Origin of the sequence: Streptomyces sp. NPDC096046, assembly GCF_040303285.1 — a bacterium.
In the GTDB taxonomy this organism is placed as follows: domain Bacteria; phylum Actinomycetota; class Actinomycetes; order Streptomycetales; family Streptomycetaceae; genus Streptomyces.
Map to the genome: position 1 here is coordinate 248,810 of NZ_JBEOSZ010000003.1, position 14,724 is coordinate 263,533.

The 14,724-nt window shown below is 71.9% G+C and carries 8 protein-coding genes; all 8 read left to right on the top strand.

Annotation, left to right across the window (positions count from 1 at the left end; genetic code table 11):
* Nucleotides 1–101 precede the first annotated feature (101 nt).
* On the top strand, nucleotides 102–2,369 hold the full coding sequence (gene glgX / locus ABTX62_RS04960) for a glycogen debranching protein GlgX (protein ID WP_352114843.1): 2,268 nt from the start codon (nucleotides 102–104) through the stop codon (nucleotides 2,367–2,369).
* A gap of 272 nt (nucleotides 2,370–2,641) precedes the next feature.
* Nucleotides 2,642–4,504 carry an ABC transporter ATP-binding protein gene (locus ABTX62_RS04965; RefSeq protein ID WP_352114844.1) on the top strand — a complete coding sequence of 621 codons (1,863 nt, stop codon included), beginning with the start codon at nucleotides 2,642–2,644 and terminating at the stop codon, nucleotides 4,502–4,504.
* Nucleotides 4,501–6,387, top strand: a complete 1,887-nt coding sequence (locus ABTX62_RS04970) for an ABC transporter ATP-binding protein (protein ID WP_352114845.1) — start codon at nucleotides 4,501–4,503, stop codon at nucleotides 6,385–6,387. Before ABTX62_RS04965 ends, ABTX62_RS04970 begins: the two co-directional genes overlap by 4 nt.
* A 22-nt stretch (nucleotides 6,388–6,409) precedes the next feature.
* On the top strand, nucleotides 6,410–8,152 hold the full coding sequence (locus ABTX62_RS04975) for an ABC transporter transmembrane domain-containing protein (RefSeq protein ID WP_352114846.1): 1,743 nt from the start codon (nucleotides 6,410–6,412) through the stop codon (nucleotides 8,150–8,152).
* A complete protein-coding gene (locus ABTX62_RS04980; RefSeq protein ID WP_352114847.1) occupies nucleotides 8,149–9,921 on the top strand; it encodes an ABC transporter ATP-binding protein in 1,773 nt (590 codons plus the stop codon). The genes ABTX62_RS04975 and ABTX62_RS04980 overlap by 4 nt, the downstream gene beginning before the upstream one ends.
* Before the next feature lie 170 nt (nucleotides 9,922–10,091).
* Complete coding sequence (locus ABTX62_RS04985) at nucleotides 10,092–12,149, top strand: M4 family metallopeptidase (protein ID WP_352114848.1); 2,058 nt, start codon at nucleotides 10,092–10,094, stop codon at nucleotides 12,147–12,149.
* A gap of 196 nt (nucleotides 12,150–12,345) precedes the next feature.
* Nucleotides 12,346–13,992 (top strand): M4 family metallopeptidase, encoded by a 1,647-nt coding sequence (locus ABTX62_RS04990; RefSeq protein WP_352114849.1) that lies wholly within the window; start codon nucleotides 12,346–12,348, stop codon nucleotides 13,990–13,992.
* Nucleotides 13,993–14,054: 62 nt separating this feature from the next.
* Entirely contained in the window at nucleotides 14,055–14,591 is a 537-nt protein-coding gene (locus ABTX62_RS04995) for a DUF1990 domain-containing protein (protein ID WP_352114850.1), read from the top strand.
* Nucleotides 14,592–14,724: the final 133 nt, after the last annotated feature.

The window sequence follows — 14,724 nt, forward strand, 5'->3', positions numbered from 1 at the left end:
CAGTGGGGAGGACGACGCGCAGGGGAGCCGCGACCCTGGCCGCAGCACAGGGCCGTACCCCTCTGTCCCCCGTCGTTCCACGAGCCGCGGGAGGCGGACAGGTGTCCAGCGCAGCCGAGCAGGAGGCGGTGGCCGGTCATCAGGCCACCGGGAACGGGCGCCAGGCCGCCGCCGTGAACGGCGCACGGCGGGCCGCGCCGCCGCCCACCGTGCCCGCGTGGCCGGGTGCGCCGACCCCGCTGGGCGCCCGGTTCCGGGTCGGTCCGGACGGGGTGGCGGGCACCAACTTCGCGTTGTGGGCGGGCGGGGCGGAGGGTGTCGAGCTGTGCCTCTTCGACGAGGCGGGCAAGGAGTCGCGGGTGCGGCTCGGCGAGCTGACCCACGAGATCTGGCACGGCTTCGTCCCGGGCGTGCTGCCGGGCCAGCGCTACGGCTACCGGGTGCACGGCCGCTGGGACCCGTGGACCGGCGCCCGCTGGAACCCGGCGAAGCTGCTCCTCGACCCGTACGCGCGGGCGGTCGACGGCGCCGAGGGAAATGACTACAGCAGCCTGCCGCCGGAGGTGTACGGGCACGTCCGCGACTGGCCCCAGCAGCACGTCGCCGACACCGTGCGCGACGACCGGGACTCGGCGCCGCACGTGCCGAAGGGCGTCGTCGTCCACGATGACGACGACTGGGCGGACGACCGCCGCCCGAAGACGCCGTGGGCCGACTCGGTGATCTACGAGCTGCACGTCAAGGGCTTCACGCGGCTGCACCCCGGCATCCCCGAGGAGCTGCGCGGCACCTACGCCGGCCTCGCGCACCCGGCGGCGATCGAGCACCTGGTCCAGCTGGGCGTGACGGCGGTGGAGCTGCTGCCGGTGCACCAGTTCGCCCACGAGGACCACCTGCTGCGCCGGGGCCTCAGGAACTACTGGGGCTACAACTCCATCGGCTACTTCGCCCCGCACGCGGCCTACGCGGCCTCCGGGACGACCGGCCAGCAGGTCGGCGAGTTCAAGCGCATGGTGCGCGCCCTGCACGCGGCCGGGATCGAGGTCATCCTCGACGTGGTCTACAACCACACCGCGGAGGCGGGCGAACTAGGCCCCACGCTCTCCCTGAAGGGCATCGACAACCGCGGCTACTACCGTCTCCAGGACGACGCCCGCCGCTACGCCGACTACACCGGCTGCGGCAACACCCTGCACGTGGTCCAGCCGCAGGTGCTGCGCCTGATCACGGACTCGCTGCGCTACTGGGTCATCGAGATGGGCGTGGACGGCTTCCGCTTCGACCTGGCGGCGGCGCTGGCCCGCTCGATGCACGACGTCGACATGCTCTCCCCGTTCCTCGCGGTCATCGCCCAGGACCCGGTGCTGCGTCGGGTGAAGCTGATCGCCGAGCCGTGGGACGTGGGGTCGGGCGGCTACCAGGTGGGGGCGTTCCCCCCGCTGTGGACGGAGTGGAACGACCGGTACCGCAACGCCGTGCGGGACTTCTGGCGGCACGCCCTGCCCGACGTCCGGGAGATGGGCTACCGCCTGTCGGGCTCCAGCGACCTGTACGCCTGGGGCGGGCGCAGGCCGTACGCGTCCGTCAACTTCATCACCGCCCACGACGGGTTCACCCTGCGCGACCTGGTGAGTTACGGGCGCAAGCACAACGAGGCCAACGGCGAGGGCAACCGGGACGGCACGGACGACAACCGGGCCTGGAACTGCGGCACCGAGGGTGAGACCGACGACGAGGGGATACGAGCGCTCAGGCGGCGGCAGCTCAGGAACCTGCTGACCACCCTGCTGCTGTCCACGGGCGTGCCGATGCTGGTCGCCGGCGACGAGCTGGGCCGCACCCAGCGCGGCAACAACAACGCGTACTGCCAGGACAACGAGATCGGCTGGCTGGACTGGACGCTGCTGGCGGACCCCGGCTGGAAGGCCCTGTTCGCGCTGACGTCCCGGCTGATCGCGCTGCGCCACCGTCACCCGGTGCTCAGGCGCCGGGCGTTCTTCTCGGGCCGGGCCCAGACCGCGGACGGGCTGCGCGATCTGGCCTGGTTCACCTCCCGCGGCACGGAGATGACGGAGCAGGACTGGTACGCGCCCGCCGCCACGCTGGGCATGTATCTGTCCGGCCGGGACATCCCGGGCCGGGACGAGCGCGGGGAACAGATCGTCGACGACAGTTTCCTGGCCGTGCTGCACGCGGGCGAGGGACCGGTCACCTTCACGCTGCCGGGGCCGCCCTGGGCGGAGCGCTACGAGGTCGTCGTCGACACGAGCCTGGAGGAGCAGGCGGAGGCGCCGGACGTGGCGCACCGGGCGGGCACGGAGATCACGATGCCGGCGCGGGCGGTGCTGCTGCTGCGGGTGGCGGGCTGACTCCCCCGGTCGTACGCCGGCGCCGCCGCGGAACGTGACGCCGAGTTCGGCGGGAGGCGGTCGGCATACGAGGAGGGTCCCGGCGGGTGGCATACGGCCACATCGGCCGTCTCGCTCGAACGGGCATCGACCGATCGGCTGATGCGGCCGTACGACCCGGCCGGTCCCGCCGTGCGATCTGCCGAACGCCCAGGTCGCAGGACCCCTGGCCGATCCGGATCCGGCGGAAACTCGGTGGGCAGTGTCGGTGGCGATCCGTAGGCTCGCTGCCGATGGCCACGACACCCGCCCCCGCCCAGGACCGTTCCGCCGTGCGCACGCTGCTGCGCCTGTGGCCGTATGTGCGGCCCGTGCGAGCGCGGCTGTCCGGCGCCGCGTTCGTCGCGATACTCGCCTCCTGCGTGGGCCTGGTGATCCCGCTCGTCCTGAAGTGGATGGTGGACGGGCCGATCGCCGACAGGGACCCGGCCGGGGTGTGGCTCGGCGCGCTGTACCTGCTGCTCCTCGGTTTCACCGAGGCCCTGCTGTTCGGGCTGCGGCGGTGGCTCGTGGCCCGCCCGCTCTCCCACGTCGAGGCGTCGATGCGGGCGGGTCTGTACCGGCACCTCCAGCGGTTGCCGGTGTCCTTCCACGACCGGTGGGCCTCGGGGCAGTTGCTGTCCCGGGCGACGACGGACCTGATGCTGCTGCGCCAGTTCCTCGCCTTTCCGCTGACGTTCCTGCTGGTCAACGGGGTGACGATCCTCGTCGGCGTGCTCATCATGCTGCTCCAGGACTGGACGCTGGGGCTGGTCATCCTCGGGCCGGCGCTGCCCGTCATGGTCACCTGCGTGATCTTCGAGAAGCGTTACGCCGCGATGGCCCGGCGCGCCCAGGACCAGGTCGGCGACCTGACGACGGTCGTCGAGGAGAGCGTGCTCGGCATCCGCATCATCAAGGGCTTCGGCCGCCACCGCAGCCAGGCGCTGGCCTTCCGGGACCTGTCGGCGAAGCTGCGCGGCACCGAACTGCGCAAGGCTCGGCTGCTGGCCGCCATCTGGGGTGTCATCGTGACGCTGCCCGAGGTGGCGATCGGGGCGGCGCTGGTGGTGGGGGTCGTCCAAGTGGCCGACGGTGCCCTGTCGGCGGGCACACTGGTGGCGTTCCTGTCGACGGCGCTGGCGCTGCGGTGGCCGGTGGAGTCGATCGGGTTCCTGCTGGCGATGAGCCAGGAGGCGGCGACGGCGACGCAGCGCTATTTCGAGGTGATGGACGAGGACACGGAGGGGGACACGGAGGGAACGGCGGAGGGGATCACCGCCACCGCCGGCGTCCCTGCCGCCGCCATCGCCACCACCGCGGTCCCCGCCCCCGCTTCCGGCACCGGCACCGGCACGGTGGACGTCCAGGACAGGGGACTCCGCTTCCACGGGGTGCGCTTCCGCTACCCCGACGCCCCGCCCGGCACCCCGCCCGTCCTCCAGCACATCGACCTGCACATCCGCCCGGGTGAGTCCATGGCCCTGGTCGGCGCCACCGGCAGCGGCAAGACCACCCTGACCGCGCTCATCCCCCGCCTGTACGAGCTGACCTCGGGCCGCATCACCCTCGACGGCGTCGACATCGGAGACCTCCCCAGACAAGCGCTGCGCGCCAAGGTCGCCGTGGCTTTCGAGGAGCCCACGCTGTTCTCGGCCGCGGTCGGCGACAACGTTCTCATGGGCGCGAAGGACACCGCCGGCACGGCTGATCTGGAGCGCGCGCTGGCCGTCGCCCAGGCCGACTTCGTGTACGCCCTGCCGCAGGGGACGGACACCCGGGTGGGCGAGCAGGGCCTCAGCCTCTCCGGCGGCCAGCGCCAGCGCCTCGCGCTCGCCCGGGCCGTCGTCGGGCAGCCGGAGTTCCTCGTCCTCGACGACCCGCTGTCGGCCCTGGACGTGCACACCGAGGCGGCCGTGGAGGCCGCCCTGCGGCAGGTCCTCGCGGACACCACCGCCCTGATCGTGGCGCACCGCCCGTCCACCGTGCTGCTCGCCGACCGGGTCGCGCTGCTGTCCGGCGGCCGGATCGCCGCGGTCGGCACCCACCACGAACTGCTGCGTACGAACGCCGAGTACGCGCATCTGATGTCAGGGGAAGAGGAGGGCGCACGATGACGGCGGCCACCGGCACACCGGCGGGCAGCAAATCCGACGAACAACCCGACGAGCCTCCCGGCGACCGACCCGGCGATCGGCCGGCCGCCGCCGGCGACCCCTTCGACCGGGACGTCCTGCCCACCCCGCCGGGCGCCACCAAAGCCCTGCTCCGCTCGCTGCTCGCGCCCCTGAAGGCCAGGGTCACGGTGACGACGGTCCTGCTGCTGCTCCAGCAGGCGGTCGTGCAGGCGGGGCCGCTGCTCGTGGCGTACGCCATCGACCGTGCCGTACCGGCGTTCCGGGCGCAGGACCACGGGCCGCTGATCGCGGTGGGCGTGGGCTACCTGGCGTGCGCGCTGGCCGCGGGCGGGCTGCAGTTCGCGTTCGTCGGCGCCGCCGCCCGGGTCAGCCAGGACGTGCTGCTGGATCTGCGGGGCCGGATCTTCCGCCACGCGCAGGCGCTGAGTGTCGACTTCCACGAGCGCTACACCTCGGGCCGGCTCATCTCCCGCTCGACGGCCGACGTGGAGTCACTGCGCGAGCTGCTGGACGAGGGCCTCCAGGAACTCGTGACGGTCATCCTCTCCTTCGTCTACATCTCGGCCATGCTGCTCTGGCTCGACCTGGGCCTCGGGGGCGTGGCGGTGGCGTCGCTGGTGCCGCTCTACGCCCTCGTGCGGTGGTACCGGCGGCGGGCCGGCCGGGTGTACCGGGCCCGGTCGACGGCCATCGCGGCCGTCATCGTCACGTTCGTCGAGACCATGAACGGCATCCGTCCGGTGCGCGCCTTCCGTCGCGAGGCCGTCAACGACGCGGACTTCGGCGTGCTCAACCGGCGGCACGAACGGACCAACGGCGACGCGCTGCTGGAGATGGCCCGCTACGTCACCGGCTCGCGGCTGGTCGCCAACGTGGCGGTCGCGGCGATCGTGCTGTGGGGCGCCCACCGGGTCGCGGACGGCACGCTGGCCCTCGGTGTGCTGGCGGCGGCCGTGCTGTACCTGCGGCGGCTGTACGACCCCATCGACCGGCTCGGGATGTTCCTGAACTCCTACCAGTCGGCGGCCGCCTCCCTGGAGAAGATCGCCGGCCTGCTCGCGCAGACCCCGTCGGTCCCCGAGCCGGCCACCCCCCGGCGGCTGCCGCCGCCGGAGAGCGAACATCCCGGCCGCGCGGTGGTCTTCGACGGCGTCCGCTTCGGCTACCGCACCGGCGGCGAGGTGCTGCCCCCCTTCGACCTGACCCTCCCGGCCGGGCAGACGGTCGCGGTCGTGGGCTCCACGGGCGCCGGCAAGTCGACGCTGGCCAAACTGCTGGCCCGGTTCTACGACCCGTCCGGTGGCCGGGTGCTGCTGGACGGCGTCGACCTGCGCGACCTCGCCGTGCCCGAACTGCGGCGCGGAGTGGTCATGGTGACGCAGGAGGCGTTCCTCTTCTCCGGCTCGGTCGCCGACAACATCGCGATCGGCCGCCCGGACGCCACCCGCGAGGAGATCGAGCAGGCGGCGAAGGAGATCGGCGCCCACGACTTCATCAGCGCCCTTCCCGACGGCTACGACACCGACGTGCGCAAGCGGGGCGGCCGTATCTCCGCCGGGCAGCGGCAACTGGTCGCCTTCGCCCGGGCGTTGCTGGCCGACCCGGCCGTGCTGATCCTCGACGAGGCGACCAGCTCGCTGGACATCCCCGGGGAGCGCGCGGTGCAGCGGGCCATGACGACGGTGCTGAAGGGCCGTACGGCCGTGGTCATCGCCCACCGGCTGTCCACGGTGGAGATCGCGGACCGGGTCCTGGTGATGGAGTACGGCCGGATCGTGGAGGACGGCGAACCGGGCGAACTCGTCTCCGGCACGGGCAGGTTCGCGGACCTGCACCGGGCCTGGCGGGACAGTCTGGCGTAGAGCGGCGGCGAGGAGCGGGCGGATGATCGACGCATACGAGGACCCCGGAACACCCGACGACCGGAGCGGCGCCCGCTACCTGTGGTGGCTGGTCACCCGGCAGCCGGGGCGGTGCGCCGCCGGGGCGATGTTCGGCAGTGTGTGGATGGTGCTGCTGGCGGCGACGCCGTATCTGATGTCCCGGGCGATCGACGACGGCCTGGAGCCCAGGGACATGAGGGCGCTGGCCCTGTGGAGCGGCGCGCTCTTCGCGGTGGGCGCCTTCAACGCCTGGCTGAGCATCATGCGGCACCGCACGATGACACGAGTGCGGATGGACGCCAACTTCCGTACGGTGAAAGTGGTCGTCGGGCATGCGGTGCGGCTGGGTGCCTCTCTGCGACGGCAAGCGGGCGCCGGGGAGGTCGTCACCATCGGCGTCAGCGACGTGCAGACGGTCGGCCAGTCACTCACGGTCGTCGGGCCCGGGGTCGGCGCTGTCGTGGGCTATCTGGTGATCGCCTTGCTGCTGGTGTCGGTCTCGGGGCTGGTCGCCCTGGTCGTGCTGCTCGGCCTTCCAGTGATCGCCCTGCTGGTCGGGCCGCTGCTCGGCCGGTTGCAGGGGTCGGAGAAGGAGTACCGCGAGCGGCAGGGCGTGCTGACCGCGCGGATCGGCGACCTCGCGGGCGGACTGCGGGTGCTCGGCGGCCTGGGCGGCAAGCAGCCGGTGGCGGACGCCTTCCGGCACGACTCGGTGCGACTGCGTGAGCAGGGGTACCGGGTGGGGGCGGTGACCAGCTGGGTGCAGGCGCTGGGGGTCGGGCTCCCGACCCTGTTCCTCGCGGTGGTGACCTGGCTGGCAGCCCGGTTCGCCGCGCAGGGCGACATCACCGTGGGTCAGTTGGTGTCCGTCTACGGCTATGTGGCCGTGCTGGTGTGGCCGGTGGCCTTCCTGGTCGAGTGCGGCTACCAGATCAGCCGTGGCCTGGTGTGCGCACGGCGCGTCGTACGGTTCCTGCGCCTGGAGCCGCTGGCCCACACCGGCACACGCGACGCCCCCTGCGAACCCTCGGCCCTGTACGACCCCGAATCGGGCGTACACGTCCTGCCGGGCCGTCTGACGGCCTTGGTCGCGGAACACCCTGCGGACGCGACGACGGTGGTGGACCGCTTGGGCCGTTACGCCCCGTCGAACGCGACCTGGGGCGACAGGCGCCTGGACGACATCGCGCTGGATCAGATCCGGGCACGCATCCTGGTGGCCGACCACGAATCCGACCTGTTCGCGGGAACCCTCCAGGACATGATCGCCCCGTCTTCCGGGGGCGCGGGAAACCGCGTCACAAGCCCCCACGCGCCGGCGCCCACCGGGGCACTCCGGAAGGCACTCCACACAGCCGCAGCGGAAGACATCGTCCAAGCCCTCCCCAACGGCCTCGACACCTCCATGTCGGCCCAGGCCCGCAACCTCAGCGGCGGCCAGCGCCAGCGCATCCGCCTGGCGAGAGCGCTCGTCACCGACCCGGAGATTCTCCTGACCATCGAGCCCACTTCAGCCCTCGACGCCCATACCGAAGCCATCGTCGCCGGCCGGCTCAGGGCCGCCCGGCAAGGCCGCACAACGGTCGTGACCACCGCTTCTCCCCTCCTCCTGGACCGCGCGGACACCCTCCACTACCTGGTCGACGGGAAGGTCGCGGCATCCGGCACTCACCGCGAACTGCTCGACACCACTCCTGGCTACCGGGCCCTTGTCGCGAGGGACACCGAAGAGGTCCTGGGATGAGCCAGGGACACCTGCCGGTCGCCGGACGGGCCGACGTCCGACGCGCCCTGCTCGACCTCGTACGGGCCGATGGCCGTGCCTTCGGCGTCGTCCTGGCCCTGAACGCGCTGGCGGCCCTGGTCGGACTGGCCGGGCCGTGGCTGCTGGGCCGGATGATCGATGATGTGCGGGCCGGACGGGGGGTGGCCGCCGTGGACCGGCTTGCCCTGCTCCTCCTGCTGTGCGCGCTGGCGCAGGTTCTGCTGGCGCGCTGGGCCCGGTACCTGGGGCACCGCTTCGGGGAGCGGACGCTGGCCCGGGTGCGGGAGCGGTTCGTGGACCGGGCACTGGCGCTGCCCGCGTCTTCCGTGGAGCGCGTCGGCACCGGCGATCTGACGGCGCGCGGGACGGCGGACGTGACGACCGTCGGCAACACCCTGCGCGACGCGGGTCCGGTCCTGCTCGTCAACCTGGTTCAGGCGCTGTTCCTGGTCGCCGCGGTGTTCCTGACGGACCCGCTGCTCGGCGCCCTCACGGTGCTGGGGACGACGCCGATCTGGGTCGTGTTGCACTGGTACCTGAACCGGGCCCGGGAGGGGTACCTCGCCGAGGGCGCTGCCACGTCGGACGTGGCGGAGATCGTGACGTCGACGGCGGCCGGCGCCCGCACGGTCGAGGCGTTCCGGCTCCGGGAGCAACGCACGGCCGCGAGCCGGGACGCGCTGGAGACGTCCCGCCGTACCCGCTTCCACACGCTCTTCCTGCGCACGGTGTTCTTCCCGGTCGTGGAGACGTCGTACGTCCTCCCGGTCGCCGGTGCGCTGGTGATCGGCGGCGCACTGTACTCGTCCGGCTCGATGAGCCTGGGAGCGGTGGTAGCGGCGGCCCTCTATCTCCAGCAGCTGAGCGCGCCGCTGGACGAGGTTCTGGTGCGGATCGAGCAACTCCAGTCCAGCGGCGCCTCCTTCGCCCGGGTGGAGGGGCTGGCCCGGGCGCCGCGCGCCGTCGGCGAGGGCGACGGTCCGGATCCGGACGGTGACCGCATCGACGTCACCGGGGTGCGCTATGCGTACGAGGGGGGCGTCGAGGTGCTGCGCGGCGTCGACCTGACGGTGCGGCCTGGGGAGCGGCTGGCCGTGGTCGGGCCGTCCGGCGCAGGCAAGACCACGCTGAGCCGGCTGATGGCGGGCATCGACGCGCCGACCTCCGGCTCGGTGACGGTCGGCGGCGTGCCGGTCGTCGGGCTGGGGCCGGAGCGGCTGCGTCGCCAGGTCGTCCTGGTGACCCAGGAGCACCATGTGTTCCTGGGTTCGGTCCGCGACAACCTGCGGATCGCCGAACCGTCCGCCGAGGACGAGGAGTTGTGGCAGGCGCTGGCCGTGGTGGGCGCCGACGCGTGGGTGCGGGAGCTGCCGCAGGGGCTGGACACCACGCTGGGCCAGGGCGGTTGCCGGACCGACGGCTCGCAGGCCCAGCAACTCGCCCTGGCCCGGGTGGTCCTGGCGGACCCGCACACGCTGATCCTCGACGAGGCGACCGCGCTGCTCGACCCGACGACCGCGCGGCACACCGAGCGGACCTTGGCCGCCGTCCTCGAAGGGCGCACGGTCATCGCCGTCGCGCACCGGCTGCACACCGCGCACGACGCCGACCGGGTGGCGGTGATGCAGGACGGCCGGCTGACCGAACTCGGCACGCACGACGAGTCGGTGGCGGCCGGCGGGGCCTACGCGGCGCTGTGGCACTCCTGGCACGGGGAGCTGCCCGGAAACGGCAAAGCGTCCGTATAGCGAACATGAACTTCCGGACAACGAACCGTTTCTGGCCATAGTTTTGACGCGGTCCTGACAGAAAGCGCACTCCCCTGCCACGCTTCCCACGACTGCTCCACAGGAACCCCACAGCGACACCTCCACCTCCCCAGGCCGGGCGACCCCCGGTCCCGCAGAAGGAGTCCGTGTTGAGAAGCAGTTCCGCGCGCAGAGGCACCTCCCACAGACCCACCCCCCACCGCACCCGCACCGCGGCCGTGGCCCTCGCCGGCGTCGCCGCGCTGATCGCCGCAGCCGTCCAGAGCGGCACCGCCATCGCAGCCCCGGAGAAGGCACCGTCGGCCGCGAGCAAGGCGATCCCCGGCTCGGAATCGGTCAAGCTCAGCCCCGCGCAGCGCGCCGCGCTGATCCGCGAGGCCGAGGCCGGCAAGGCGCGGACGGCCCGCGACCTGGGCCTCGGCGTCAAGGAGAAGCTGGTCGTCCGGGACGTCCTGAAGGACCGTGACGGCACCGTGCACACGCGCTACGAGCGCACCTACGACGGCCTGCCGGTCCTCGGCGGCGACCTGGTCGTGGAGAGCACGAAGTCGGACGCCACGGCGGCCGTCGTCAAGGCCACCCGCGCCGCCGTCAAGCCGGCCACGACGAAGACCGCGGTGCCCGCCGCGAAGGCCCGGCAGCAGGCCCTGGCCGCCGGCGAGGCCGACGAGGCCAAGAACCCCGACATCAATCGCGAGCCCCGCAAGGTGATCTGGGCCGCGAGCGGCACGCCGGTCGTGGCCTACGAGACGGTCGTCGGCGGCTTCCAGCACGACGGCACCCCGCAGGAACTGCACGTCGTCACCGACGCCACCACCGGCGAGAAGCTGTACGAGTGGGAGGCGATCGAGAACGGCACCGGCAACACGGTGTACTCCGGCACGGTCGACCTGACCACCACCCAGTCCGGGTCGACGTACAACCTCACCGACGGCGCCCGCGGCAACCACAAGACGTACAACCTCAACCGCGGCACCTCCGGCACCGGCACCCTGTTCTCCGGACCGGACGACGTGTGGGGCAACGGCAGCCCGTCCAACCTGGAGTCCGCAGGGGCCGACGCGCACTACGGCGCGGCGCTGACCTGGGACTACTACAAGAACGTGCACGGCCGCTCGGGCATCCGCGGCGACGGCGTGAGCGCGTACTCCCGGGTCCACTACGGCAACAACTACGTCAACGCGTTCTGGTCGGACAGCTGCTTCTGCATGACCTACGGCGACGGCTCGGGCAACGCCAACCCGCTGACGTCGATCGACGTGGCCGCGCACGAGATGACCCACGGGCTCACCTCGAACACCGCCGGTCTCAACTACAGCGGCGAGTCCGGTGGTCTGAACGAGGCCACCTCCGACATCTTCGGATCGACGGTCGAGTTCTACGCGAACAACTCCTCCGACGTCGGTGACTACCTCATCGGCGAGGAGATCGACATCAACGGTGACGGCACGCCGCTGCGCTACATGGACAAGCCGAGCAAGGACGGCTCGTCCAAGGACAGCTGGTACTCGGGCATCGGCTCGATCGACGTGCACTACTCGTCCGGCCCGGCGAACCACTTCTTCTACCTGCTGAGCGAGGGCAGCGGCACCAAGACCATCAACGGTGTCACGTACAACTCGCCCACCTCGGACGGCCTTCCGGTCACCGGCATCGGCCGGGACAAGGCGGAGAAGATCTGGTTCCGCGCGCTCACCACGAAGTTCACCTCGACCACCAACTACGCGGGCGCCCGCACCGGCACCCTCGCGGCCACCGGTGAGCTCTACGGCACGGACAGCGCCGAGTACAAGGCGGTCCAGCACGCGTGGGCGGGCATCAACGTCGGCACCCGCCCCGGCGACGGAGGAGGAGGCGGCACGTCCTTCGAGAACACCGCCGACGTGGCGATCCCGGACCGGGGCGCGGCGGTCACCTCGTCGGTCACCGTGTCCGGCCGGACCGGCAACGCGCCGTCCAACCTCCAGGTCGCGGTGGACATCGTCCACACCTACATCGGTGACCTCAAGGTGGAGCTGGTCGCCCCCGACGGCACGGCGTACACCCTGAAGGGGTACGGCACCGGTGGAAGCGCGAACAACATCAACACCACCTACACGGTGAACGCCTCCTCCGAGGTGGCCAACGGCGTGTGGAAGCTGCGGGTGCAGGACAACGCGGCTGTAGACACCGGCTACATCAACAGCTGGAAGCTGACGTTCCCGTAGGCCCTTGGGTCAGGGCGCCGCCCCGGTGGGTTCGAATCCCCCGGGGCGGCGTCCGTTTCACCTGCCCTCGCGTACATCTGGTCGTCCTTTTCTGGCCAACATCACGTCCCACTCATGACATGTACGCGTCCTCGGTGCCACTCTTCCCCCACGCCGCACAGCACCGCAGCACTCCCCCCCACAACGAGGAGCTCGTGTGTCCACCCCTGTCTACGCGCGTCAAAAGCGCGCCACGCTCGCCATCGCCACCGCAGTCGCCGCGGGTGCCCTGCTCACCACCGCACTGACGCCCGGCAGCAGCATCGCCGCGGACTCCGCGAGCAAGCCGGCCCTCGGCGCCGCCCCCGTGCTGCTCTCGGCGCCCGCCCGCACGGCGCTCATCCAGGAGCAGCAGGCGGACGCCGCGCGGACCGCCGACGAGATAGGCCTCGGCGCCCAGGAGAAGCTGGTCGTCAAGGACGTCGTGAAGGACGCCGACGGCTCCGTCCACACGCGCTACGAGCGCACCTACGCGGGCCTGCCGGTCCTCGGCGGCGACCTCGTGGTGCACGAATCGAAGTCCGGCGCGGCCAGGGGCGTCACCAGAGCCACCAAGGCGGCGCTGAAGGTCGCCTCGCTCAAGCCCGCGGTCAGCGCCGCCAAGGCGGAGAAGCAGGCCGTGACCCTCGCCAAGGCGGCCGGTTCGGCCAAGACCGAGGCGAACTCCGCTCCCCGCAAGGTGATCTGGGCGGCGGGCGGCACGCCGGTCCTCGCCTACGAGACCGTCGTCGGCGGCCTCCAGGAGGACGGCACCCCGAACGAGCTGCACGTCGTCACCGACGCCGCCACCGGCGAGAAGCTCTACGAGTACCAGGGCATCGAGACCGGCACCGGCAACACCACCTACAGCGGCCAGGTCACCCTCGGCACCACCAGGTCCGGGTCGGCCTACAACCTGACGGACGGCACCCGCGGCGGCCACAAGACGTACAACCTCGACCGCCGCACCTCCGGCACCGGCACCCTCTTCTCCGGCCCGGACGACGTCTGGGGCACCGGCAACCCGTCCAACGCCGAGACCGCCGCCGCCGACGCCCACTACGGCGCCCAAGTCACCTGGGACTTCTACAAGAACACCTTCGGCCGCAACGGCATCCGCAACGACGGCAAGGCCGCCCACTCGCGGGTCCACTACGGCAACGGCTACGTCAACGCCTTCTGGTCCGAGAGCTGCTTCTGCATGACCTACGGCGACGGCTCGGGCAACACCCACCCGCTGACCTCGCTCGACGTGGCCGCGCACGAGATGAGCCACGGCCTGACGTCGGCCACGGCGGGCCTGAATTACAGCGGGGAGTCCGGCGGCCTGAACGAGGCCACCAGCGACATCTTCGGCGCGGGCGCCGAGTTCTTCGCGGGCAACTCCACCGACGTCGGTGACTACCTCATCGGGGAGGAGATCGACATCCATGGCGACGGCAGCCCGCTGCGCTACATGGACAAGCCCAGCAAGGACGGCTCGTCCAAGGACAGCTGGTCCGCCGGCCTCGGCGGGGTGGACGTCCACTACTCCTCCGGTCCCGCCAACCACTTCTTCTACCTGCTGTCCGAGGGCAGCGGCTCCAAGACGATCAACGGCGTCACCTACAACTCGCCCACGTCCAACGGCTCCACGGTCACCGGCATCGGCCGGACCAAGGCGCTGCAGATCTGGTACAAGGCGCTGACGACGTACATGACGTCGACGACCAAGTACGCGCAGGCCCGTACGGCGACCCTGAACGCGGCCTCGGCGCTGTACGGCGCCTCCAGCACCGAGTACAAGGCGGTCGCGTCCGCCTGGTCGGCCGTGAACGTCGGCTGACCGAAGCACGACCACGGGCGGTACCCGGAACGCGGTCCGGTCCGGGTACCGCCCTACTCTTGGTGACCGTGTCTTATCCGGATCCGAAGGACTTCACCTACGCCGATGTCGGCGCCACCCGCGATCAGGGCTTCTGCCCGCCGGGTTTCCACCTCATGACCGTCCGCACCCGCCTCGGCGAGGGCGAGGAGGTCTTCCGCCGGGCCGCGCAGGCGGTCCTCACCTGGGAGATGCACCGCGCGATGGGCGTGGGCCTCGACACGGGCGCGGAACGAGCCGCCCCCGGTGTCGACGTCACCGTCACCCTGGCCGGCATGATCAAGGCCCCCTGCCGCGTCGTCTGGACGGTCGAGGAACCCCGCCGGGCGGGCTGGGCCTACGGCACGCTGCCCGGCCACCCCGAGACCGGCGAGGAGTCCTTCGTGGTCGACCGCACGGGCGACGGCACCGTCTGGCTGACGGTGAACGCCTTCAGCCGTGCGGCGAAGTGGTACGCGAAGGCGGGCGGCCCCGCGACCAGGGGCTTGCAGCACGCGTACGCGCGCCGCTGTGGCACCGTCCTGCGGAACCTGGCGACGCGAGGTGATGAGCCGGCCTAGGGGGCTTCTGATGGATCTCCGCGGCGTCACGACGCCCGGCACGCACGCTCGCCGTGCGCCGTGCGCCGTGGGGGGGGGGCGGGGAGGGGGGTGGAGGGCCGGAGCCAGAAGCGGCCGCCCCCGGCGACCACCC

What these genes read in the sequence shown, in the direction of transcription:
- ABTX62_RS04965 (WP_352114844.1), top strand. Translation starts at nt 2,642, where the DNA reads ATGGCCACGACACCCGCCCCCGCCCAGGACCGTTCCGCCGTGCGCACG.
- ABTX62_RS04980 (WP_352114847.1), top strand. Translation starts at nt 8,149, where the DNA reads ATGAGCCAGGGACACCTGCCGGTCGCCGGACGGGCCGACGTCCGACGC.
- ABTX62_RS04975 (WP_352114846.1), top strand. Translation starts at nt 6,410, where the DNA reads ATGATCGACGCATACGAGGACCCCGGAACACCCGACGACCGGAGCGGC.
- ABTX62_RS04970 (WP_352114845.1), top strand. Translation starts at nt 4,501, where the DNA reads ATGACGGCGGCCACCGGCACACCGGCGGGCAGCAAATCCGACGAACAA.